Origin of the sequence: Kitasatospora sp. NPDC008050 (assembly GCF_042957465.1) — a bacterium.
Lineage (GTDB): Bacteria > Actinomycetota > Actinomycetes > Streptomycetales > Streptomycetaceae > Kitasatospora.
On record NZ_JBIBIJ010000009.1, the window covers coordinates 84089 to 109103 of the forward strand.

7 protein-coding genes are annotated in these 25015 nt (G+C 73.4%); 4 read left to right on the forward strand and 3 right to left on the reverse strand.

Annotated elements, in window-relative coordinates:
• The first annotated feature begins 5 nt into the window (after positions 1 to 5).
• Positions 6 to 13484, forward strand: coding sequence for an amino acid adenylation domain-containing protein (locus ACFZB9_RS19500; protein WP_391448700.1), 13479 nt, complete (start codon positions 6 to 8; stop codon positions 13482 to 13484).
• A 44-nt stretch (positions 13485 to 13528) separates the two neighbouring features.
• Here ACFZB9_RS19500 and ACFZB9_RS19505 read toward each other — a convergent pair whose 3' ends face one another.
• From ACFZB9_RS19505 to paaK, 3 genes are all read right to left on the reverse strand, one after another.
• Complete coding sequence (locus ACFZB9_RS19505) at positions 13529 to 13741, reverse strand: DUF4287 domain-containing protein (protein ID WP_391448702.1); 213 nt, start codon at positions 13739 to 13741, stop codon at positions 13529 to 13531.
• Positions 13742 to 13938: 197 nt separating this feature from the next.
• Positions 13939 to 15474, reverse strand: coding sequence for an AMP-binding protein (locus tag ACFZB9_RS19510; RefSeq protein ID WP_391448704.1), 1536 nt, complete (start codon positions 15472 to 15474; stop codon positions 13939 to 13941).
• 287 nt (positions 15475 to 15761) lie between these two features.
• Complete coding sequence (gene paaK, locus ACFZB9_RS19515; RefSeq protein WP_391448706.1) at positions 15762 to 17171, reverse strand: phenylacetate--CoA ligase PaaK; 1410 nt, start codon at positions 17169 to 17171, stop codon at positions 15762 to 15764.
• 391 nt (positions 17172 to 17562) lie between these two features.
• Between paaK and ACFZB9_RS19520 the strand changes: the two genes are divergently transcribed.
• The 3 genes from ACFZB9_RS19520 (at position 17563) to ACFZB9_RS19530 (ending at position 24892) form a co-directional block, all read left to right on the forward strand.
• Positions 17563 to 18429, forward strand: a complete 867-nt coding sequence (locus ACFZB9_RS19520; protein ID WP_391448708.1) for a DUF4132 domain-containing protein — start codon at positions 17563 to 17565, stop codon at positions 18427 to 18429.
• Between the two features lie 122 nt (positions 18430 to 18551).
• Positions 18552 to 23606 carry a DNA-binding protein gene (locus tag ACFZB9_RS19525; protein ID WP_391449024.1) on the forward strand — a complete coding sequence of 1685 codons (5055 nt, stop codon included), beginning with the start codon at positions 18552 to 18554 and terminating at the stop codon, positions 23604 to 23606.
• An 86-nt stretch (positions 23607 to 23692) separates the two neighbouring features.
• Positions 23693 to 24892: an AAA family ATPase gene (locus ACFZB9_RS19530; RefSeq protein WP_391448710.1), complete on the forward strand. Its 1200-nt coding sequence runs from the start codon at positions 23693 to 23695 to the stop codon at positions 24890 to 24892.
• The last annotated feature ends 123 nt before the right edge of the window (positions 24893 to 25015 follow it).

A 25015-nucleotide genomic window follows, 5' to 3' on the forward strand; every position in this document is an offset into this window, starting at 1 on the left:
TTCTGATGTTTCCGGTTTCTTTCGCGCAGCAGCGGCTGTGGTTCCTGGGCGAGCTGGAGGGTCCGAACGCCACCTACAACATCCCGCTGGGCCTGCGCCTGACGGGCAGGCTGGACGTTCCGGCGCTGGACGCCGCACTGCGGGACGTGGTCGGGCGGCACGAGGTGCTGCGCACCGTCTTCCCGGCCGTCGACGGGCAGCCCTGGCAGGAGATCCAGGAGCCGGACACGGTCGCCTCGCTGCTGACCGTGATCCCGGCCACCGGGCTGGACGAGGCGGCGCTGGGCCGCGCGGTGGCCGGTGCCTCCCGGCACAGCTTCGACCTGGCACGTGATCTGCCGCTGCACGCCTGGCTGTTCAGCACCGATCCGCAGGAGCACGTGCTGCTCCTGGTGGTGCACCACATCGCGGGCGACGGCTGGTCGATGGGCCCGCTGGCCCGGGACGTGTCGACGGCGTACGCGGCCCGGCTGACCGGCACGGCGCCCGCCTGGGAGGAACTGCCGGGCCAGTACGCCGACTACGCGCTCTGGCAGCGCGAGCTGCTCGGCGAGGAGACCGACCCGCAGAGCGTGCTCTGCCGGCAACTGGCCTACTGGCGCTCCACGCTGGCCGAGCTGCCGGAGGAGCTGGCGCTGCCCTTCTCACACCCGCGCCCGGCCGTTGCCGGCCACCGCGGCGGCACGGTGCACTTCGCCGTCCCCGCCGAGCTCCAGCGCTCGGTGGCCGACCTCGCGCGCGCCGAGGGCGGCACCGTCTTCATGGTGCTGCAGGCAGCCGTCGCGGTGCTGCTCTCACGCCTGGGCGCCGGTACCGACATCCCGATCGGCACCGCCGTCGCCGGGCGGATGGACGAGGCGCTGGACGACCTGGTCGGGTTCTTCGTCAACACCCTCGTGCTGCGCACCGACCTGTCCGGCAACCCGACCTTCCGGCAGCTGCTGGGACGGGTGCGGCAGACCGGCCTCGACGCGTTCGCGCACCAGGACGTGCCGTTCGAGCGGCTGGTGGAGGACCTCGCTCCGGTGCGCTCGATGGCGCGGCACCCGCTCTTCCAGGTGATGCTGTCGCTGCAGAACAACGCGCAGCCGGTGCTGGACCTGCCCGGGCTGACGGCCGCGCCGCTGGCGGGCGGGCAGGCACCGGCCAAGTTCGACCTGAACTTCACCTTCGGCGAGGCGCCGGAGGGGATGTGGGGGAACCTCACCTACGCGCTGGACCTGTTCGACGCCGAGGCGGCCGAGCGGATCGGCGAGCGCTTCGTGCGTGTGCTGCGCGCCCTGGTCGCCGAGCCCGGGCGGCCGGTCGACGCCGTGGACGTGCTGGCGGCGAGCGAGCGGGAGACGCTGCTGGTCGGCTGGAACGACACGGCGATCGCTGCGCCCACCGGCACGTTGCCGGAGCTGTTCGCGGCGCAGGTGGCGCGTACGCCTGATGCGGTTGCGGTGGTGGCTGGGTCGGTTGTGCTGACGTACGGGGAGCTGGATGCTCGGGCGGGCGCGCTGGCAGGTCGTCTGGTGGCGCGGGGGGTGGGTGCGGAGACGGCGGTGGCGGTGTTGATGGAGCGCTCGGTCGAGCTGGTGGTGGCGTTGCTGGCGGTGGTGAGGGCGGGTGGCTACTACGTGCCGTTGGATGCTCGGTATCCGCAGGCGCATCGTGAGTTGATCGTTGCGGAGACGGGGGCGACGCTTGTGCTCGCCGATGCGGCGTTGCGGGTGGAGGCGGAGAAGCTTCCCGCCACGGTCGTGCTGCTCGGGGAGGACGTGGAGGTCGACGGGGTCGACTTCCCGGTCCAGGTCGAGAGCCGTGCCGAGCAGTTGGCGTATGTGATGTACACCTCGGGCTCGACGGGTCGTCCGAAGGGTGTGGCGGTCACGCAGGCGGATGTGGTGGCGTTGGCGATGGACCGGCGCTTCGGCGGGGAGGCGATGGAGCGGGTGTTGCTGCATTCGCCGTACTCCTTCGACGCTTCGACCATGGAGTTGTGGGTGCCGCTGTTGAGGGGCCGCCAGGTGGTGGTGGCCCCGGCCACCGACCTCACTCCGGAGGTGCTGTCCGGGCTGATCGCGGAGCGCGGGGTGACGGGGCTGTGGCTCACCGCGGGTCTGTTCGGCCTGGTCGCCGACGAGCGGCCCGAGAGCTTCGCGGGTGTGCGGGAGGTGTGGACGGGCGGTGACGTGGTCTCCCCGGCCGCCGTCACCCGTGTGTTGGAGGCTTGTCCGGGCACGGTGGTGGTGAACGGTTACGGTCCCACCGAGACCACGACGTTCGCGGTCACCCACACGGTGACCGAGCGGCCCACCGGGGCGCTGCCGATCGGGCGTCCGTTGGACAACACCCGCCTGTACGTGCTGGATGCGGCGCTGCGTCCGGTGCCGATGGGTTGTGTGGGGGAGTTGTATCTCGGAGGTGCCGGTCAGGCGCGCGGCTATCTGGACCGTCCGGGCCTGACCGCGGAGCGTTTCGTCGCTGACCCGTTCGGCCCGTCCGGGGGTCGCCTGTACCGCACGGGTGACCTGGCCCGCTGGAGCCCGGCGGGTGTGCTGGAGTTCGCCGGGCGAGCCGATCGGCAGGTGAAGCTGCGCGGCTTCCGCATCGAGCTGGGTGAACTGGAAGCCGCCCTGCTGGCGCTGCCGCCGGTGGCCCAGGCGGCAGCCCTCGTCCGCGAGGACGCGCCCGGCGTCAAGCTCCTGGTCGCCTACGCCGTCCCGGCCACCGATCAGGAGATCGACCTGGCCACGGTGCGGGCCGAGTTGGCCGCCACCCTCCCCGAGTACCTCGTCCCCACCGCGATCGTCGTCCTCGATGCCCTCCCGCTGACCGTCAACGGCAAACTCGACCGCAACGCCCTGCCCGCCCCCGACCACACCCCCGCCACCGCACACCGCGCCCCACGCACCCCGCAGGAGGAAACCCTGTGCGGTCTGTTCGCGGAGGCCCTCGGCCGCGAGCAGGTCGGCATCGACGACAGCTTCTTCGACCTCGGCGGCCACTCCCTGCTCGCCACCCGCCTGATCAGCCGGATCCGCACGGCACTGGACGCCGAGATATCCCTCCGGCTGCTCTTCGAGGCCCCCACCGTCGCCGCGCTGGCCGATCGCCTGGCCGACCTCCTGGGCGACGCGAGCCGTCGCCGTCCGGCGCTGACCGCCGGCCCCCGCCCCGACCGGGTGCCGGTGTCGTTCGCGCAGCAGCGTCTCTGGTTCCTGGGTGAGTTGGAGGGTCCGAGCGCGACTTACAACATCCCGCTCTGCCTGCGGCTTTCCGGTGCGCTGGATGCCCCGGCGCTGGAGGCGGCGTTGCGGGATGTGGTCGAGCGGCACGAGGTGCTGCGTACGGTGTTCCCGGCGGTCGACGGTCAGCCGCAGCAGCGGGTGCTGGCGGTCGATGGTGTCGGTGCGTTGTTGACGGTGGTCGACGGGCTCGACGAGTCGTCGGTGGCCCGGGCCGCTCGTCACACCTTCGATCTGCGCACCGAACTCCCGGTGCATGCCTGGCTGTTCGCCGAGTCGCCGGAGGAGCATGTGCTCGTTCTGGTGGTGCACCACATTGCGGGTGACGGCTGGTCGATGGCTCCGCTGGCGCGTGACGTCTCCGTCGCGTACGCCGCTCGCCTGGCCGGTGTGGCGCCGCAGTGGCGGGCCTTGCCGGTGCAGTACGCGGACTACGCGCTGTGGCAGCGTGACCTGCTCGGTTCGGCGGACGATCACGACAGCCTGCTCGCCCAGCAGTTGGCCTACTGGCGGACCACGCTTGCCGAGGTCCCGGAGGAGCTGGCGCTCCCTGCCTCGCGCCCGCGCCCGGCGGTGGCCAGCCACGCCGGCGGTACCGTCGAGCTCACCGTCCCGGTCGAACTGCATGATCGGCTGGCTGAGTTGGCCAGGGTCGAGGGCGTGACGGTCTACATGGTGCTCCAGGCGGCGCTGGCGGCCACGCTGTCGCGCCTCGGTGCAGGTACGGACATCCCGATCGGTACCCCCGTCGCGGGTCGTACCGACGAGGCGCTGGATGACCTGGTCGGGTTCTTCGTCAACACCCTTGTGCTGCGTACCGACCTGTCCGGTGATCCGAGCTTCGGCGAGCTGTTGGCCCGGGTCCGGGAGGCCGGCCTGGCGGCGTTCGCGCACCAGGATGTGCCGTTCGAGCGGCTGGTGGAGGAGCTGGCACCGTCCCGCTCGATGGCCCGCCACCCGCTCTTCCAGGTGATGCTGTCGCTGCAGAACAATGCCGCCGGCGTGCTGGAACTCCCGGGCCTGGCCGCCTCGCTGGTCCCGGCGGGGCAGCTCGCCGCGCGCTTCGACCTCGCGTTCACGCTCGCGGAGAACTTCACCGTCGAGGGTGCGCCCGCCGGCCTGGGCGGCACGCTCACCTTCGCCCGTGACCTGTTCGACGTGGACGACGCCGCCTGCCTCGCCGAGCGTTTCGTGCGTGTGCTGCGTGCGGCCGTCACGGCTCCGGAGCTGCCGGTCGCGGGCATCGAGGTGCTCACCGAGGCCGAGCGTCACCGCCTTCTGGTCGAGTGGAACGACACCGCGCACGAGGTTCCCGTCGCCACCCTGACCTCTCTCGTCGAGGCCCAGGTTGTCCGCACGCCTGAGGCGATCGCCGTGCTGTCCCAGGGTGTTGAGCTGAGCTATGCCGAACTGAACGCTCGCGCCAACCGCTTGGCGCGCCACTTGACCGCCCAGGGGGTGGGCCCGGAGTCGGTGGTGGCGGTGCTGATGGAGCGCCGCGTCGAGCTCATCGTCGCGCTGCTCGCGGTGTTGAAGTCCGGTGGTGCGTACCTGCCGATCGACCCCGACTACCCGGCCGAGCGGATCGCCTACATGATCGGCGACGCCCACCCGGCCCTCGTCCTGGTGACCAGGCAGACCGCCCACCTTGCCGACGAACGGCGGCGGCTGGTGGTCGACGAACTCGACCTCTCCGGCTACGACGCAGCAAACCCTGCCCCGGCCGCGCTGCCCCAGCACCCCGCGTACCTGATCTACACCTCGGGCTCCACCGGCCGGCCCAAGGGCGTCGTGCTCCCGCACGCGGGCCTGGTCAACTACGTCTCCCGGGCCGTGCTCGCCTATCCCGAGCTGGCGGGCAGCACACTGCTGCACGCCTCGATCTCCTTCGACGCCGGTGTCACCGCACTGTACGGCGCACTCGCCTCCGGCGGCCGGGTGCAGGTCGCGGCCCTCGACGAGCAGTTGCCCGCCGCCCTCGGCGACAACCGTCCGACCTTCCTCAAGGTGACCCCCAGCGGCCTGTCCTATCTCGACTCATTGACGGATCGTCACATTCCGTCGGGTCTGCTGATGGTGGGCGGCGAGGCGGTGCGCGGTGCGCAGCTGGCCGAGTGGTGCCGCCGCAACCCGGGCGTGGCGGTGGTGAACCACTACGGCCCGACCGAGGCCACCGTCGGCTGCACCGACCACCTGCTCGACGCGGGCGAACTGGCCGAGGGCGCGGTGGTGCCGATCGGGCGCCCGATGTGGAACACCCGCGCCTATGTGCTGGACGCCGCGCTGCGCCCGGTGCCGGTCGGTGTGGCCGGTGAGCTGTACATCGCCGGCGCCCAGCTGGCTCGCGGCTACCTCGGTCGTCCGGGGCTCACCGCGGAGCGCTTCACCGCCGACCCGTTCGGCCCGGCCGGCACCCGTATGTACCGCACCGGCGACCTGGCCCGGTGGAACCGGGACGGCCTGATCGAGTTCGTCGGCCGCGCCGACGACCAGGTGAAGATCCGCGGCTTCCGGATCGAACTCGGCGAGATCGAGCATGCTCTGACGGATCATCAGCAGGTTGCCCAGGCTGCGGTACTGGTCCGCGATGACCGCCTGGTCGGCTACCTGGTCCCGGGCGGCGACCTCGACCAGGCGCAGCTGCGTGAGCACGTGGCGGCCGTGCTGCCCGAGTACATGGTCCCGGCCGCGTTCGTCGTGCTCGACGCGCTGCCGCTGACGGTGAACGGCAAGCTCGACCGAAAGGCCCTCCCCGCCCCCGAGTTCAGCTCCGAGGCGACCTACCGCGCGCCGTCCACCGCGCGCGAGGAGATCGTCTGCGAGGTCTTCGCCGACATCCTCGGTGTGCCGCAGGTCGGCCTCGACGACAACTTCTTCGAGCTGGGCGGCCATTCACTGCTGGCCGTCTCGCTGGTCGAGCGGCTGCGGGCGCGCGGGGTGCGGGTCGACGTCCGGGCGCTGTTCGCCGCGCCGACCGTCGGCGGCCTCGCGCAGGACAGCGCGGGCACGGAGGTCGTCGTCCCGCCGAACCGGATTCCGGCGGGTGCGGAGGTGATCACGCCCGAGATGCTGAGTCTGGTGGAGCTGTCCGCCGTCGAGATCGCGGCGATCACCGAGGTGTTCCCGGGCGGTGCGGCGAACATCGCCGACATCTACCCGCTCGCCCCGCTCCAGGAGGGCATCTTCTTCCACCACCTGATGGCGGCGGGCGAGGCCGGTGACGGCGATGACCTCTATGTCTCGCCGACCACGCTCACCTTCGACTCGCGCGAGCACCTGGACGACTTCCTCGCCGCCCTGCAGCACGTGGTGGACCGCCACGACATCCTGCGCACCGCGGTGTACTGGCAGGGCCTGCCGGAGCCCGTCCAGGTGGTCGCCCGGCGCGCCGAACTGCCGGTCGTCACGGTCGAGCTCGGCGGCGCCGACGAGCCTGCCGGTGACCCGCTCGCCGAGTTGCGGGCCGCCTGCCGTCCGCGGCTCGACCTCACCGCCGCGCCGCTGTTGCGTGCCTCGATCACCGCCGAACCGGGTACCGACCGCTGGTTGCTGCTGCTGCACCGCCACCACCTGATCACCGACCACACGGCCATGGACATCCTGATGGCCGAGATCCGCACCATCCTGGCCGGCCGCCGCGACGAGCTGCCCGCCCCGCTGCCGTTCCGTGACTTCGTCGCCCAGGCCCGGCTCGGCGTCTCGCGCGAGGAGCACGAGCGGTTCTTCGCCGAGCTGCTCGGCGACGTCGACGAGCCGACCGCGCCGTTCGGCCTGCTGGACGTGCGCGGCGACGGCACCCGGGTCACCGAGGCCCGGCAGAGCCTGGAGCCAGCGCTCGCCGCCGACCTGCGTGAGCGGGCCCGGGCGCTCGGGGTCAGCCCGGCGACCCTCTTCCACACCGCCTGGGCGCGGGTGGTGGCGGCCACCGCGGGCCGTGACGACGTGGTCTTCGGCACGCTGCTGTTCGGCCGGATGAACGCCGGTACCGGCGCCGACCGGGTTCCCGGGTTGTTCATCAACACCCTGCCGGTCCGGCTGCGCACCACGGGCCTGAGCGTCACCGAGGCCGTGCATGTGATGCGCGGCCGGCTCGCCGACCTGCTCGTCCACGAGCACGCGCCCCTCGCCCTCGCGCAGCAGGCGAGCGGGATCGCCGCCCCGGCACCGCTGTTCACCACCCTGCTCAACTACCGTCACGGCAACGGTCCGTCCGGCGCCGACGCCGCGCCCGAACCGGTGGGCATCGAGGTCCGGCACGGCCACGAGCGCACCAACTACCCGATCACCGTGTCGATCGACGACCACGGCACCGATCTCGGGCTCTCGGTCCAGGCCGCCGACCCGATCGACCCGGAGCTGCTCTGCGCGCTGTTCGGCAGCGCGGTGCGCGGCCTGGTCACGGCGCTGGCGAGCGCGCCCGAGACACCGCTCGCCCGGATCGACGTCCTCGACCGGGCTCAGCGCCACACCTTGCTCACCGCCTGGAACGACACCGCCACCGAGACGCCCGACGCCACCCTCCCGGAGCTGTTCGAGGCGCAGGTGGCGCGGAGCCCGGAGGCGGTGGCCGCCGTCTTCGAGGGCGTGGAGCTGACGTATGCGGAGCTGAATACGCGGGCCAACTGCTTGGCTCGGGTGTTGCCGCAGCACGGGGTGGGGCCGGAGAGCCGGGTGGCGGTGGTGTTGCCGCGCTCGCTCGACCTGGTGGTGGCGCTGCTGGCGGTGTTGAAGGCCGGAGGCGCGTATGTGCCGGTGGATCCGGAGTATCCGGCGGAGCGCATCGCATATGTGCTGGGGGACTGTGCCCCTGCATTGGTGCTGACGACGCGTGCCTGCGCCGTTGAGCTGCCGGCTGGTGTCGCGGAGCTGGTGGTCGACGACGTCGCGGTGTCCGGCGCGGACTGGGGTGACGTCACCCGCGAGTTGCTGCCGGAGCACCCGGCGTACGTGATCTACACCTCTGGTTCCACCGGCCGTCCCAAGGGTGTGGCGGTTCCGCATCGCGGGATTGTGAACCGGTTGGCGTGGATGCAGGCCGAGTATCAACTCGGTGTAGCTGACCGGGTGTTGCAGAAGACGCCGTTCGGGTTCGATGTGTCGGTGTGGGAGTTCTTCTGGCCGCTGCTGGAGGGTGCGACGCTGGTGGTCGCCCGTCCGGGTGGTCATCGGGACCCGGCCTACCTGGCCGAGCTGATCCAGCGCGAGCGGCTCACCGTGGCGCACTTCGTACCGTCCATGCTGCAGGTCTTCGTGCAGGAGCCGGCTGCGGCGGGGTGTACGGGTCTGCGGGCGGTGTTGTGCTCGGGTGAGGCGCTGCCCGTTGAGTTGCGGGACCGCTTCTTCGCGGTGCTGGATGTGCCGTTGCACAACCTGTACGGGCCGACGGAGGCGTCGGTCGATGTGACGGCGTGGGACTGTCGGGAGGGGATCGGTGGCGCGAGTGTGCCGATCGGTCGCCCGGTGTGGAACACCCGGGTGTATGTGCTGGATGCGGCTCTGCAGCCGGTGCCGGTGGGCGTGCCAGGGGAGTTGTACCTGGCCGGCGTGCAGCTGGCGCGCGGCTACCTCAACCGCCCCGGCCTGACCGCCGAGCGCTTCGTCGCCGATCCGTTCGGTGGGGCTGGTTCGCGGATGTATCGCACGGGTGACCTGGTGCGGTGGTCGGTGGATGGTGTTCTGGAGTACTTGGGCCGTACCGATTTCCAGGTGAAGGTCCGTGGTCTGCGGATCGAGCTGGGCGAGATCGAGCACGCGCTGACCGCCCACCCGGAGGTCGCTCAGGCCGCCGTGCTGGTGCGTGACGAGAACCTGGTGGCCTATCTCGTCCCCGATGGCGACCTGGACCAGGCCGCACTGCGCACCCACCTCGCCGCCACGCTGCCCGAGTACATGGTCCCGGCCGTCGTCGTCGTCCTCGACGCGCTGCCCGTGACCGCCAACGGCAAGCTCGACCGCAATGCCCTCCCCGCCCCCGACTTCGTCGTCGCCGTCACCCACCGCGGCCCGGCCACCGCGCGCGAGGAGGTGCTCTGCGAGGTCTTCGCCGAGGTGCTGGGTGTGCCGCTGGTGGGGGTGGAGGACAACTTCTTCGAGCTGGGCGGGCATTCGCTGCTGGCCGTGACGCTGGTCGAGCGGCTGCGGGCGCGCGGGGTGCGGGTCGACATCCGGGCACTGTTCGCGGCGCCGACGGTCGCGGGCCTCGCGCAGGCCGCCGCCGGTACGGAGGTCGTCGTGCCGCCGAACCGGATTCCGGCGGGTGCGGAGGTGATCACGCCCGAGATGCTGAGTCTGGTGGAGCTGTCCGCCGCCGAGATCGTGGCGATCACCGAGGTGTTCCCGGGCGGTGCGGCGAACATCGCCGACATCTACCCGCTCGCCCCGCTCCAGGAGGGCATCTTCTTCCACCACCTGATGGCGGCGGGCGACGACCGCGCCGACGTGTACGTGCTGCCGACCGTCCTGCGGTTCGACTCGCGCGAGGGCCTGGACGCCGTGCTCGGCGCGCTCCAGCAGGTCGTGGACCGGCACGACATCCTGCGTACGGCTGTTCTCTGGGAGGGCCTGCGCGAGCCGGTCCAGGTGGTGGCCCGGCATGCCGAACTGCCGGTCCGGCAGGTCGAGATCGGCGGCGCGGACCCGGCTGCCGAACTGCTCGCCGTCTGCCCCGCGGCCCTGGACCTGGCCCAGGCGCCGCTGCTGTACGCGTGGGTGGCCGCCGAACCCGGTACCGACCGCTGGCTGTTGCTGCTCCAGCGGCACCATCTGACCACCGACCACACCGCGATGGAGGTGCTGTTCGCCGAGATCAACAGCATCCTCGCGGGCCGCCGCGACGAGCTGGCCGCTCCGCTGCCGTTCCGTGACTTCGTCGCCCTGGCGCGTCTCGGGATCACCCGGGAGGAGCATGAGCGGTTCTTCACCGGGATGCTGGGCGACGTGGACGAGCCGACCGCGCCGTTCGGCCTGCTGGACGTGCGCGGCGACGCCTCGGGCGCGGCGGAGGCCAAGCTGCACCTCGCTCCCGGCCTCGCCACGCGGCTGCGCGAGCGGGCGCGGCTGCTCGGGGTGAGCCCGGCCACGGTCTTCCACACGGCTTGGGCACGCGTGGTGGCGGCCACGTCGGGCCGCGACGACGTGGTCTTCGGGACGGTGCTGTTCGGCCGGATGAATGCCGGCGGCGGCTCGGACCGGGTGCCGGGCCTGTTCATCAACACGCTGCCGGTGCGGGTGCCGACCGCCGGGGTGAGCGTGCTGGATGCCACGCTCGCGATGCGCGGCCGGCTCGCCGGTCTGCTGGTGCACGAGCACGCCCCGCTCGCCCTCGCTCAGCGGGCCAGCGGCATCGGCGGCGGTGCGCCGCTCTTCACCGCGCTGCTGAACTACCGCCACAGCTCGGCGGCCGTGCCCGACGCGGACCCGAACGGTGTCGAGGTGCTGCACAGCCACGAGCGCACCAACTACCCGGTGACGGTGTCGATCGACGACCTCGGCACCGGCTTCGTCCTCACCGCCCAGACGGTCGCGCCGATCGATCCCGACCTGGTCTGCGCCCTGACGCAGGAGGCTGTCGCGGGCCTGGTCGAGGCACTGGAGACGGCGCCGGAGTCGGGGCTCGCCCGGATCGAGGTACTGGACGACGCGCGGCGGCGGACCCTGCTCGACGGTTGGCACGAGACCGAGCTCCCCACCGGCACGTTGCCGGGGATGTTCGCGGCGCAGGTGGCGCGTACGCCTGATGCGGTTGCGGTGGTGGCTGGGTCGGTTGTGCTGACGTACGGGGAGCTGGATGCTCGGGCGGGCGCGCTGGCCCGCCGCCTGGCGGCGCGGGGGGTCGGTGCGGAGACAGCGGTGGCGGTGTTGATGGAGCGCTCGGCCGATCTGGTGGTGGCGTTGCTGGCGGTGGTGAAGGCGGGCGGCTACTACGTGCCGTTGGATGCTCGGTATCCGCAGGCGCATCGTGAGTTGATCGTTGCGGAGACGGGGGCGACGCTTGTGCTCGCCGATGCGGCGTTGCGGGTGGAGGCGGAGAAGCTGCCCGCCACGGTCGTGCTGCTCGCGGAGGATGCGGAGGACGTGGAGGACGTGGAGGTCGACGGGGTCGACTTCCCGGTCCAGGGCCCGGTCCAGGTCGAGAGCCGTGCCGGGCAGCTGGCGTATGTGATGTACACCTCGGGCTCGACGGGTCGTCCGAAGGGTGTGGCGGTCACGCAGGCGGATGTGGTGGCGTTGGCGATGGACCGGCGCTTCGGTGGGGAGGCGATGGAGCGGGTGTTGCTGCATTCGCCGTACTCCTTCGACGCTTCGACCATGGAGTTGTGGGTGCCGCTGTTGAGGGGCCGCCAGGTGGTGGTGGCCCCGGCCACCGACCTCACTCCGGAGGTGCTGTCCGGGCTGATCGCGGAGCGCGGGGTGACGGGGCTGTGGCTCACCGCGGGTCTGTTCGGCCTGGTCGCCGACGAGCGGCCCGAGAGCTTCGCGGGTGTGCGGGAGGTGTGGACGGGCGGTGACGTGGTCTCCCCGGCCGCCGTCACCCGTGTGCTGGAGGCTTGTCCGGGCACGGTGGTGGTGAACGGTTACGGTCCCACCGAGACCACGACGTTCGCGGTCACCCACACGGTGACCGAGCGGCCCACCGGGGCGCTGCCGATCGGGCGTCCGTTGGACAACACCCGCCTGTACGTGCTGGATGCGGCGCTGCGTCCGGTGCCGGTGGGTTGTGTGGGGGAGTTGTATCTCGGAGGTGCCGGTCAGGCGCGCGGCTATCTGGACCGTCCGGGCCTGACCGCGGAGCGTTTCGTCGCCGACCCGTTCGGCCCGTCCGGGGGTCGCCTGTACCGCACGGGTGACCTGGCCCGCTGGAGCCCGGCGGGTGTGCTGGAGTTCGCCGGGCGAGCCGATCGGCAGGTGAAGCTGCGCGGCTTCCGCATCGAGCTGGGTGAACTGGAAGCCGCCCTGCTGGCGCTGCCGCCGGTGGCCCAGGCGGCAGCCCTCGTCCGCGAGGACGCGCCCGGCGTCAAGTTCCTGGTCGCTTACGCCGTCCCGGCCACCGATCAGGAGATCGACCTGGCCGCGGTGCGGGCCGAGTTGGCCGCCACCCTCCCCGAGTACCTCGTCCCCACCGCGATCGTCGTCCTCGATGCCCTGCCGCTGACCGTCAACGGCAAACTCGACCGCAACGCCCTGCCCGCCCCCGACCACACCCCCGCCACCGCACACCGCGCCCCACGCACCCCGCAGGAGGAGGTGATCGCCGTCCTCTTCGCCGAGACCCTCGGCCGCGAGCAGGTCGGCATCGACGACAGCTTCTTCGACCTCGGCGGCCACTCCCTGCTCGCCACCCGCCTGATCAGCCGCGTCCGCACCGCCCTGGACGTGGAGTTGGCACTCCGCGACCTCTTCGAGGCCCCCACCGTGGCCGGCCTCGCCGCGCGGCTGACCGGCCTCCTGGACACTGACGGCGCCGACCCGGGCGACAAGTTCGCCGAGCTGATGCCGCTGCGCCGGGACGGCGAACTGCCGCCGCTGTTCTGCGTCCACGCGGGGTACGGCGTCGGCCTCGGCTACAGCCGCCTCCTGCCACATCTGCCCGGTCGCCCGCTCTATGCTCTGCAGGCCGCCAGCCTGACCCGGGCCGACGGCCTGCCGGAGACCGTCGAGCAGATGGCCGCGGACTACGTGGCGTTGATCCGCGAGGTCCAGCCGAGCGGGCCGTACCACCTGCTGGGCCACTCCTTCGGCGGCCTGGTCGTCTTCGCGATGGCCGAGCACTTGCAGGCCCTCGGCGAGGAGGTGGCGCTGCTCGGCATCATGGACGCCTACCCGCACGCGGACTACACCGTGTCCGGCACCGAGCGCGACGAGCAGGAGACGCTGGCCGTCTTCCTGGAGATGTTCGGCGCCGAGCGTCCGGCCCCCGCCGGCACCGCGCTCACCCGGGACCAGGTGGTCCAGGCCCTGGTGGACAGCTCGGCCGCCGCCTTCTCGGCGCAGGACCTGCTCGCGATGGGCGAGGCCTGGGAGCGCCACATCCGGCTGATGCGGGCCTACCGGCCCGGTCGGTACCGCGGTGACGTGCTCTTCTTCACCGCGCTGCGCGAGCGGCCCGAGGGCACACCCGGCTCAGCCGTCTGGCACCGCCATCTGGACGGCGGTGTGACCGACCACGCGGTGGACGCCACCCATCACGGCCTGATGAACCCGGGCCCGATCGCCCGGATCGCCCGCGCCATCACCGGCCACCTGGAGGCCTGAGGCGAGGGCCGGGGGCGGGCAACCGCGGTGCGCCCGCCCCCGGGTCACCTGCCCCGGCCCTCCGCGAGGGTGTGGGCGACGAGGGCGTTGGCGTGGCCGTGGCCGAGGCCGTGCTCGGTCTTCAGCCAGGAGACCAGTTCCATGTGCTTGCCGAGGGGCGAGGCGTGGATGAGCTCCTGCCACTGCGCGATCGGGCGGCCGTACTTCTGCTCGATCGAGGGAAAGTAGCTGGCGGGGCCCTTCACCGGTGCTGTCATGAGGAGGTCCTCCCTGTCGTGCGGGTCTTCGCGGACGATGCCCGCAATCTGGCGATGCCCGCAATCTAGGACCCGGGTCCGACAACAGCGCCTCCGACAACAGCGCCTCCGACTACAGCGCCTCCGACAACAGCACCCGGGCCCCGCGGGGGAGAACCCTGCGGAGCCCGGGGCGAGTCATCCACCTGACCGAAAGGTCAGCCGGCCAGCTCCTCCGCCTGACGGCGCAGCAGCTTCTTGTCCGGCTTGCCGACGTCCGTGAGCGGCAGCGCGCCGGTGAAGGTGATCCGGGCCGGTTCGTACATCGCGCCGCGCTCCTCGCGCACCATCGCGCGCAGCTCGCGCTCGTCCACCTCGACGCCGGGCGCGGTCACCACCACGGCGTGCACCTGCTCCATCCGGTCGGCGTCGGGGACGCCGAAGACGGCGCTCTGCAGGACCTGGGGGTGGGAGTTGAGCACCTCCTCCAGCTCGGTGGTGTAGACGTGGCCGCCCACCACGATGATCATGTCCTTCAGTCGGTCGAGGATGTAGAGGTAGCCCTCCTCGTCGAAGCGGCCGAGGTCGCCGGTGTGCAGCCAGCCGCCGCGCAGCACCTCCGCGGTCAGCTCGGGCTGCTTCCAGTAGCCCTCCATGACGGCGTCGGAGCGCACGCAGATCTCGCCGAGCTCGCCGACCGGCAGGGCCCGGCCCTCGGGGTCGCGGATCTCCACCTCGACCCCGGGCAGCACCTTGCCGGCCGAGCGCAGCAGCTCGGGGCGCTCGGGGTCGTGATCGGCGGTGCCGAGCGTGGAGATCCCGCCGACCTCGTTCTGACCGTAGAACTGGAAGAGCACCGGGCCGAACCGCCGCAGGGCGTCGAGCAGCCGGGCGGGGGAGGCGGGGCAGCCGCCGTAGACGATGCTGCGCAGGGTGGAGGCGTCGGTGCCGGCCGCGTCCGGGTGGTCGAGCAACTGGTAGAGCAGCGGCGGCAGGACGAACAGCTGGGTGATCCGTTCCCGCTCGACGGTGGCGAGCACCTCGCCGGCGTCGAAGTCCTCCAGCAGCACGACCGTGCCGCCCCCGCCCAGCGTCCGGTCGGCCAGGTGGCCGGCCACGTGGGCCAGGGTGGTGCAGACCAGCTGGCGCTCCGATTCCGTGAACTCCTCCAGCTTGCTCTGGAAGGCCGCGGCTTGCCGGACGGTGGTGCAGATGCCCTTGGGGTGGCCGGTGGTGCCGCCGGTGTGGCGGATGCTGATGATGTCCGTGGGCTTGGCCAGCGGCGCCAGCCGCTCGGCCGACTGGCCGGCGGCCAGCTCCAGCAGGTCCTTGCCGACCGTGGCCGGGCCGAGCGTCAGGACGGTGGGCACCGCTGCGAGGGCGAGCAGCTCGGTGGCCCGGTCGGTCAGCCGCGGGTCCACGATCAGCGCGGTGGTCTCGATGTCTTGCACGATCGCGGCCTGCACGTCCGTCGAGAGCTTGTTGTAGAGGTGGTTGACCGTGCAGCCGATCAGGTTGGCGGCGTAGCGCACCGCCAGCGTCTCGGGCAGGTTGCCGCTCAGCAGGGTGACGGTCGTTCCGCTGCCCAGCCCTTGGTCGAGCAGCGCGCGGGCCATCCGGTAGATCAGTCCGCGCAGCTCTCCCGCGCTGATCCGCCGCTCCCCGTGGACCAGTGCCTCCCGTTCGGGCCAGCGCGCGAGCGCGTTGAGATTTTCCTCCACGTACATGCCAAATTCTTGGTCGTCGCCAGGCATGGCGGTCGGTCCCTTCTGCGGTCGGCGCGCGCTCCCCCTGCTCGCCGGCCTTTCGTCATATCCGTTGGTGTCAGCCTATGGTGACGGACCATCAGATCTCCAGGGGCCCGGGCATGCCCCGTCTCCGAACGGCTGGTTGCTTAAGGCAACCATACGTACGGTAATCGTATCCACACGCAAGATCAAGTGCCTGGTGACGGCGTGGTGACCCCGGGTAGGCGTCCCGAGGGGTCCTCCGGGAGTTCTCCGGGGGTTCCCCGGGATCCTCTGAGGGGCCCCTTGGGGGCTCACGCCCCGCGCAGGTCCCGGACCCGGCGGATCTTGCCGACCGAGCGCTCCAGCGTCTCCGGCTCGACGATCGCCACCTCCACGCTCACCCCGATCCCGTCCTTGACCGCCCTGGCGATCGCCCGGGCGGCGGCCTCGCGCTGCTCGGTGCCGGTGCCGGTGCCGGTGCCGGCGCCGGTGTGGGTGCCGGGGTGGGTGCGGGTGCCAGTGCCGGTGGTGCCGGTGGTGGCCGAGTCCGCCTCCACCAGGACGGTCAGCCGGTCCAGTCGTCCGTGGCGGGTCAGCTGGAGCTGGAAGTGCGGGGCCACGCCGGGGGTGCGCAGCACGATCTCCTCGATCTGGCTGGGGAAGAGGTTGACCCCGCGCAGGATGATCATGTCGTCGCAGCGGCCGGTGATCTTCTCGATCCGGCGGAAGGCCGGCCGGGCGGTGCCGGGCAGCAGGCGGGTCAGGTCGCGGGTGCGGTAGCGGATGACCGGCAGTGCCTCTTTGGTGAGCGAGGTGAGCACCAGCTCGCCGTGTTCGCCGTCGGGCAGCGCCCGGTCGGTGAGCGGGTCGACCACCTCGGGGTAGAAGTGGTCCTCCCAGACGTGCAGGCCGTCCTTGGTCTCCACGCACTCCTGGGCGACCCCGGGGCCGATCACCTCGGACAGGCCGTAGATGTCCACGGCGTGGATGTCCATCCGCGCCTCGATCTCGCGGCGCATCTCCTCGGTCCACGGCTCGGCGCCGAAGATGCCCACCCGCAGCGAGGTGGCCCGCGGGTCGAGGCCCTGGCGCTCGAACTCGTCGAGCAGGGTGAGCAGATAGGAGGGGGTGACCATGATGATCTCGGGTCGGAGGTCCTGGATCAGCTGGACCTGGCGGGCCGTCATGCCGCCGGATGCGGGGATCACCACGCAGCCGGCCCGCTCGGCGCCGTAGTGCGCGCCGAGGCCGCCGGTGAACAGCCCGTAGCCGTAGGCGATGTGCACCTTGTGCCCGGGGCGGCCGCCGGCGGCGCGGATCGAGCGGGCCATCACCTGGGCCCACGTGTCCAGGTCGCGCTCGGTGTAGCCGACCACCACGGGACGCCCGGTGGTGCCGCTGGAGGCGTGCAGTCGGCGCACCTGGTCCATCGGCACGGCGAACATGCCGAAGGGGTAGGTGTCGCGCAGGTCGGCCTTGGTGGTGAACGGGAACCTGGTCAGGTCCGCCAGGCTGCGGCAGTCCTCGGGGCCGACTCCGGCGGCGTCGAACTTGCGGCGGTAGAGCTCGACATGCTCGTAGGCGTGCCGCAAGGTGGCGCGCAGTCGGGTGAGTTGGAGCGCCCGTAGCTCCTCGGGCGGCAGCCGCTCGGCCTCGTCGAGCAGTTCGGCGGGCAACGGCTCGCCCAGGCGCCGGCCGCCCGCGTCGGAGGTCTGTGTCATGGAGTCCACCACCACTCTGGTACCGACCGACCATTCGGTCTGTCTGCGGCAAGGCCCAGTAATCCAGCATCCCCACGGCATGTCAAGGGTCGACACCCCGCCCGACGCCCGGCCCGGCATCCCGCTCGACGCCCCGCCCGACGCCCCGCCCCGCGGACCGCCGCCACCCGCCCCGGCCTGTGATCTGCGTCATATCCGACCCCCGTCCCTGCCTGGTGCGTACAGCGACGACCCGCACCCGCCCGACGGCCTGCCGCACAGCCCCGCCCACTCCGGCAGCCGTTGTCCGTGAGGGGCGCTAGCTTTCCCACATCACCGCGAAACGGGTGTCCGGACCCCCGTTCAGCTGCGGGATTTCTGACGACGTGTCGAGCATGAGGTGGGGTCCGTTATGGGTTGGCTGGCGGCGGGTGACGGGTACGAGGTCGCCCTGGTGGAGGGCAGGGTGACGGCGCGGTCGACGCGCGGTCGCTCCGGTGGCAGGGTGCTGAAATCGCTGCCGAAGGCCGTCCGGGAGCACCCCGAGACGGATCGGCTGCGCCGGTTCGCCACCTGGCTGGAGCGCCACGCCGCCTCCTGCCGGGAGCAGGTGGACGCCTGGATGGTCTCCTCGCTGCCGGTGCCGACCGGGCTGCTGGCGCGGGTGTGGCCGGACGAGGCGTGGCAGGCGGCGCTGCGCGATCTGGCCGTGGTGGGGGAGGGCGCCGACGAGGTCGGATTCCTGCGGGACGCGACGCCGGACGGCGAGCTGCGGCTGGTCGACCTGGACGGTGAGACGGTGCGCATATCGCCCGCCACGGTGACGCTGCCGCACCCCGTGCTGCTGGCGGACCTGGACGAGCTGCGTGAGTTCGCGGCCGAGCTGGGCGTGGTCCAGGGGGTGGAGCAGATCCACCGGGCGACCTGGCGCAAGCCGGCCGAGCAGCCGGAGAAGGCCACCGAGGTAAGGGAGTTCGCCGGCGGCCGGTTCTCCTCACGGTTCGGTCTGGCGGCCCGGGCCACCTCGCTCGGCTACCGGGTATCCGGCGGCTACGCGACCGGGCGGGTGCGGGACGGCGGGCACACGGTCGAGCCGACGGTGTGGATCGGCGAGCCGTACTGGGACGGTGTCGCGGAGACCGGCGCGCTGTGCTGGCGGGACGCGGACGGCCGGTCACTGACGCTGCGTGAGGTCGGCCCGGTCGCCTGGTCGGAGGGGATGCGGATGGCCGCCGCGCTGTACGCGGGCCGCACGGTCGAGGAAGGCAAGCAGGCATGAGCACGCCGACGATCACGCGGACGGGCGCGAACGGGAACAGCACGCCGACGATCACGCGGACGGACGCGAAAGGGAACAGCACGGTGACCGAGAACGGGAACAGCACGGTGATGACGACCGAGATGCGGGCCGCCGAACTGCTGCGGGCCGGCGCGGTGTTGCCGCCGGGCACCGAGGGCGCCGGCGAGCGCGCCGTGCCGCTGACCACCCGCGGCTACCGCCACCCCGGCCTGGAGGGGCGGGTCGTGGTCCGGCTGGTGCCGGCCGAGCTGGGCGCCGCCGAGGACCTGGTCGCCGGGTTCCTCGGACTGGAGCCGGACGGGGTGCCGGCCGAGGTCGGGCTCGGTCTGCGCCAGGCACTGGGATTCCCCGAGTGGGTGCTGGCGCACCACCCGCAGGACGGCCACCACGCGCTGGGCGTGGTACCCGAGTTGGAGAGGCTCGCCCGGCAGGCCACCGGCCGGCCCAAGGCCGCCCTGGACGGCTACCTGGCGCTCGGTCAGCGACTGGCCGCGGCCGTGCCGCACTTCCTGCCGACCTTCTACGAGCAGGCGGGGCGGGTCTTCCTCGGTGCCGAGAACCCGCAGTACGCCGCCCAGTTGTTCACCAGGGCGCGCAAGGCCGAGGCCCAGCACGGCCTGACGGTGGACGAGCAGCGCCTGGACGCGGTCTTCCTGGAGTTCGCACTGGCCGGCGCGCTGCCCGTCAAGGTGCTGTCCGGGTACGCCAAGGAGCTCAGCACCCGGGTGCCGGCCGACGAGGCGTTCGAGCGGTTCCGGCACCTGTGCGTGCGCCGCACCGCCGGGGGCCTGGAGCCGTCCGCCGTGATGGCCACCGACCTGCGCCGGCTGGCCCGGGAGGCCGGGCTGGACCCGAAGGCCGCCGAGGGCGACTACCTCGCCGAACTGCTGGAGCTGCCCGCCACCCTGCGCGCCGCCACCGGCTGGTGGCGGCGCCACCGCGAGGGCCTGGTGGCGCTCGGCCGGCGCGAGGCGGCCGTCCGCGGCCGGCTGCTCGACCTGCTGCCGTTCGCCCACGACGACGAGGCGGGCGCGCTCTGGCTGGACATCCTCGCCGAGACCGGTGCGAGTGCGGGCCTGTGCGACGGCACGCTGCCGGCAGAGCAGCGTCCGTCCGACGGCACCGCCGGGTGGCTCACCCGCTTCCTCGACCGGCACGGCAGCCGCTGGGGCGGCCGGGCCCGGATCCCCGCGCTCTACCCGCTGGTCGACGAGCTGGTCGACCAGCTGCGGGCCGAACTCGCGGCGTCGGGCACGGCGGTGCGGATCCCCGAGACCGACCTGGACCTGCTGGACCAGCTGCTCGCCCTGGGTGTTCCGGTGGCCGATCCCACCGAGCGCACCAGCCTGCGGCTGGACAACTGGGCGCAGGAGGAGGAGCGGCGCGACCTGCTCGCGCTGGCCGCCGACCCGCGCTTCCGGGCCGCCTTCCGGCGCGGCGCCGACCGGCTCGGCAACAACCCGGCGGGGCGGCAGGCCCTGGGCCTGCTGGCCCGCTCGCCCGGTGGTCGCCCGCTGCTGGCCGACTGGATGGCCGAGGTCGCCCGCAGCTCCGCCGCGGTCGGCCTGCCCCAACTGGCGGGCGCCTTCGACCGGCTGGACTGGCTGCCCGGCGAGGTCCTGGTGCTCGCCGAGGACGAGGTCCGGGCGGCCGCCCGCACCGACCTGACCGGCCTGCTGGCCCGCAGCCTGCGGGCCGGACTGCTCGACGAACTGGGCTGGCCCGCCTGGGACCAGGCCGCCGCCGAGCTGGTCCCCCGCAAGGACGTCGACGAGATCGTGGTCGCCGACGCCTGGCCGCACCTGATCGCCTCCGGCGCCACCCAGGCCCGGGTGCTCGGCGCCGAGGGCACCGTGCTCACCCACGACCTGCGGTTCCCGGCCGGCGACCCGACCGAGCGCGGCTTCCACTACGTGGACGGCTCGCTGCTGGTCCAGTGGCGCTCGAAGGCGAACAACCGCCGGGTGCTCGGCTACTGGCACACCGCCGCCGACCAGGTGTTCACCATGCCCGAGGGCACCGGCTGCCGCGGTATCCGCACCTACTGGCTGGGCTCGCTGGACACCCACGGCCTGCCGCTGCCCGGCGGCGGCCGCAGCACCGGCCACGGCGTGGTGCGGGCCGGGGACACCGCGCTGCCCGCCGAGCGCGCGGTCATCAGCGACGGGCGGTCCTGCTGGGTGTGGGCCGACCCGGAGGGCAACCGCCACCCGGCCTGGCACGAGTACGACCCGGCCACCGGCGCCATCGGCCGGGCGAGCGCGCCCGCCTTCCTCGCCGACGCGCTGCGCGAGGCGCCGGCCGAGAGCGTGCTGGAGTCCGGCTGGGTGAAGCCCGCGCTCGGCGGCGGCCTGTCCGGCGGCGGTCCGCTCGGCGGCGGCCTGTCCGGCGGTGGCCTGCTCGGTGACGGCCTGTCCGGCGGTGGCCTGCTCGGTGACGGCCTGTCCGGCGGTGGCCTGCTCGGTGACGGCCTGTCCGGTGACGGCTTGCTCGGCTGGCGGGTGATCCACCTGCCGGACGGCTCGCACCGCGGCGAGGACCTGGCCGGCGGGGCCATCACGCTGCCCCCGCACCGGGGCACGCCACTGCGCCTGGTGCACTTCCCCGGCGCCGCCCGTCCGCAGGCCGTGGTCCGCGACGGCAGCTACGGCATCCGGCTGGTCGACGCGGACGGCGCCACCACCGCCACCGCCCGCACCGACGCCGCCCCCGGCGCCTTCGCCCAGGGCACCCTGATCCTGCCGCCGCTGCGCTTCTGGCACTACCTGCGCCCGCGCGACCCACAGGGCTCGGCCGCGCTGCGCCGGCTCACCGACGAGACGGCCGCCGCCCTGCTCAAGGCTGCCACCGCGGCCGACCCGGAGCGCCCGGCCGACCCGGAGCGCCCGGCCGACCTGGCGGCCGAGATCCGCGCCCGGTTGCCCGAGGTCACCGACGAGGCGCTGATCGCCGGCATCGCGGGCGTGGTGCGCTGCGCGGTGAGCCCGCGGCAGCGGCTGGCCGCCGTCGCCGAACGGCTGGAGCTGGAACTCGCGGGCGGCGCGGCCCCGGCCGAGGAGGCGCCCGGGCCCGGCGACGAGCCGCTCGGGCTCGCGCTCGACGGTCTCGGCGCGCTCGGCGGCTGGTACGGCTCGCGGGACTCGCGCACCGGCGCGGAGCAGCTCTGGTTCCTGGCCAAGGCGGCCCGCCCCGCAACCCCGGCCGCGGCGCCGGGCACCCTGCACCTGGACGCCCCGGAGGCGCCCTGCCAGCGGCTGCTCTGGACGGAGCTGCCCGCGCTGGCCGAAGCCGTGGCGCTGCGCGCGGTCTCGGCGGCCAGTACCCCCGATGACCGCACCACGCTGCGCGGCCTCGCCGAGGCGCTGGCCGAACTCGGCCTGACCAGCACGGCGGGCGCCGCCCGCTGGCGCACCGTCCGGCTGCGGCTGCCCGCCGCACAGGCGGCCGGCCGTGACGCGGCCGCCCTCGGCGGCCGTGTCCGGCACCACAACCAGGTCCGGCTGCTGGCGCTGGGCGAGGGCGCTTTCCTGCTCTTCGTGCAGAGCACCGCGCGGGACAACGGGGACATCGAGAGCACCGCGCTCTTCCACGACCCGGCCGAGCGGTTCACCGTGCCCGCGCCCTACGCGCTGCTCGCCGCCGAAGCACCGGCGGGCGCCGTGCCGGACGACCGGGCCGCCGCGCTGCTGGCCGTCGCGGCCGAGCGCGAGCCCGCCCCGTGGTTCCCCGAGGCCGCCGCGCGGTTCGCCGAACTCACCGGCGTCACCGGCACGCTGGCCACGCTGGTGCTGGCGGGCCTGCCGCGGATGGAGGGCTGGCAGCGCAACTTCCTGCCTGCCGGAACCCGCGCGCTGCTCGGGCTGAAGGTCGCGGACGCGGCCGTGGCCCGGGACGAGCTGCGCGCCCTGACCCCGCTCACCCGGCGGCGGCTGCTCACCGCGCTGCTGCCCGCCGACCCCGGGCTGCTGTGGACCAGCGGCCCGGACGCCGAGGCGGCCGCCCGGGTGTGGAACGAGCTGGTGGGCCGCCGGGTCGCCGTCCCGGAGGCACTGCTGGCCGAGGCCGGCCGCGCGGTGCGCACCGACTGGCCGGCCCGCCAGGCGTTGGCCGCGGTGCTCGACCCGGCCGCCACCCGGGAGTTGACCGAGGATCTGGCCTGGGCCATCAAGGGCGACCGGGCTCATCCGACCGACCCCGGGCGCCCCGGGTTCACGGCGGCCGCCCTGGTCGCCGCGGTCACCATGGCCGGCTGGCTGGCCCACCGGCTGCCCGCCGGGGACCCGCTGCGGGCCAGGCTGCCCGGGGCGCTGGACGCCGTCCGCGCCCGGCTGGCCAACCCCGAGCTGCTGCTGGACCTCGGCCGGTACGTCAGCCTGTCCCGCTTCCGCAAGGTCGCGGGTACCCCGACCGAGGCCGGCCAGGGCTATGAGCGGTACGGCGCGGTGCTGCTGGCCACCCACGACGACCAGCCCGCACCCGCGATCCGCACCGCCCTGCTCGACGCGGTCGGCGAGGACCCCTACCTGCCGGTGCTGCGGGCCGACGGGGCCGAGCCCTTCCCGGTCGAGACCGCCCTCAAGGCGGTGCGCTCGGCCGACTTCGCGGCGCTGCTCGGCGACCCGGGCGACCCGGCGGCCGGCGAGCGCGGCGCGGACGGCACCTGGTGGCCGCAGGACCCGTCGCGTTCGGTGCCCGAGCTGGTCGAGGCCGTCACCGAACGGCACGGGCTCGGCGCGGACGCCGCCGTGCTCTACCTGATGCTGCTGGCGATGCCCGACCCGACCGACCGCAACACCGCACGCTGGACGGGCTGGAAGCCGGCCCGGCTGAAGGCCGCCCGGGCCGAGCTGGCCGCGAGCGACCTGGTCGTGCAGGCCACCCGGACCCGCGCCGGACGCACGCTCTTCCTCCCCGGCGGCTGGAGCGAGCAGAGCAGCCCCCGGCTGCCGCTGGAGAGCTGGAAGCTGCCGCTGTTTGGTGGCAGTGGCAGTGGCAGTGGCAGTGGCAGCGGCGGTGGCGGTCTGCCGGGTGCCCAGGTGCCCGGCGAGCCGGCGGCGGACCTGTACCGCCGGGCCTGGCAGCGGCTGCTCGACGGCGACCTGCCGCGCTTCGAGGAGCTGAAGACGCCCAGGGCCCGCCGCGGCCGCCGTCGCTGACCCTCCGCCAGGGCGGGGTGCGGTCCCGCCCCCCGCCCGCCCCGCCGTACCCCACCATCCGACCTGAGGACCCGAGGACCGCGCCCATGCCCCCGACCGCCACCCCCACCACGACCGATCCCGCCCCCGAGGCCGCCGCCCCGCCGCCGGCCCGGCAGGTGCTGCCCGTCGAGGAGCGCCACGCCGCCGAACTCGCCTTCCTCGCCGCCCACGACGAGGGCCCCCGCCCGCCCGGCTGGGCGCTGACCCCGAGTGCGGTGGTGACCTTCGTGTGCGGCAGCCAGGGCCGGGCGCTCACCCTGCCGCCCAAGCGGCGCAAGGACGGTGCGCTGCCCGCGAAGCTGGTGATCGCGCCGAAGTTCGTCGGCGAGCGGGCCCTGGTGGAGCGGTGCGTGGTCACCCTGGCCGGCGAGCGCGGGCTGCTGCTGGTCGGCGAGCCCGGCACCGCCAAGTCGATGCTCTCCGAGCTGCTGTCGGCCGCCGTCAGCGGCAGCAGCGAACTCACCGTCCAGGGCACCGCAGGCACCACCGAGGACGCCTTCCGGTACGGCTGGAACTACGCGCTGCTGCTCGCCCAGGGCCCGACCCCGCAGGCCCTGGTCGCCTCGCCGGTGCTGACCGCGATGCGCAGCGGCAAGGTCGCCCGGATCGAGGAGGTCACCCGCTGCCTGCCGGAGGTCCAGGACGCGCTGGTCTCGATCCTCTCGGACCGCCGGGTGAGCGTGCCGGAGCTGGCCGGCACCCCGCACGCCACGGTCCCCGCCGTCCCCGGTTTCACCGTGATCGCCACCGCGAACCTGCGCGACCGCGGTGTCTCGGAGATGTCCGCCGCGCTCAAGCGGCGCTTCAACTTCGAGACGGTGCACCCGATCGCGGATGCGGCCGCCGAGACCGAGCTGGTCCGTACCCAGGCCACCGCCGCCGTGCGGCGGGCCGGCGCGGCCTTCGGCGTGGACGACGCCGTGCTGGACGTCCTGGTCACCGTCTTCCGTGACCTGCGCACCGGCCGCTCCGCCGAGGGCTGGGACATCGAGCGCCCCGGCACCGTGCTCTCCACCGCCGAGGCCGTCCAGGTCGCCGCCTCGCTCGGCCTGGCCCGCGCCTACCTGTCCGGTGGCGACGCCCTCGACCTGGTCCCCGGCCACCTGCTGGGCGCCGTCCGCAAGGACGACCCGGCCGACCACGGACGGCTGCTGGGCTACTGGGACGGCCCGGTCCGCCGTCGCGCCGAGGACGGCTCCGCCCTCTGGCGCCGCCTGTGGGACCTGCGGGAGAACCTCCGATGACCGACCCCCGTTCCGCGCCGGTGACGTCCCCGGTGACGTCCCCGGCGGCGCTGACCGCTCCGGCGGCCGCGGCGGTCCCGGAGATCCCGAAGGTCTCGGAGTCCCCGGAATCCCCGGAGTGCC

Excerpts from the sequence above, each read along its gene's own strand:
- ACFZB9_RS19500 (WP_391448700.1), top strand. The coding sequence starts at position 6 with ATGTTTCCGGTTTCTTTCGCGCAGCAGCGGCTGTGGTTCCTGGGCGAG.
- ACFZB9_RS19505 (WP_391448702.1), bottom strand. The coding sequence starts at position 13,741 with ATGACAGCACCGGTGAAGGGCCCCGCCAGCTACTTTCCCTCGATCGAG.
- ACFZB9_RS19510 (WP_391448704.1), bottom strand. The coding sequence starts at position 15,474 with ATGCCTGGCGACGACCAAGAATTTGGCATGTACGTGGAGGAAAATCTC.
- paaK (WP_391448706.1), bottom strand. The coding sequence starts at position 17,171 with ATGACACAGACCTCCGACGCGGGCGGCCGGCGCCTGGGCGAGCCGTTG.
- ACFZB9_RS19520 (WP_391448708.1), top strand. The coding sequence starts at position 17,563 with ATGGGTTGGCTGGCGGCGGGTGACGGGTACGAGGTCGCCCTGGTGGAG.
- ACFZB9_RS19525 (WP_391449024.1), top strand. The coding sequence starts at position 18,552 with ATGCGGGCCGCCGAACTGCTGCGGGCCGGCGCGGTGTTGCCGCCGGGC.
- ACFZB9_RS19530 (WP_391448710.1), top strand. The coding sequence starts at position 23,693 with ATGCCCCCGACCGCCACCCCCACCACGACCGATCCCGCCCCCGAGGCC.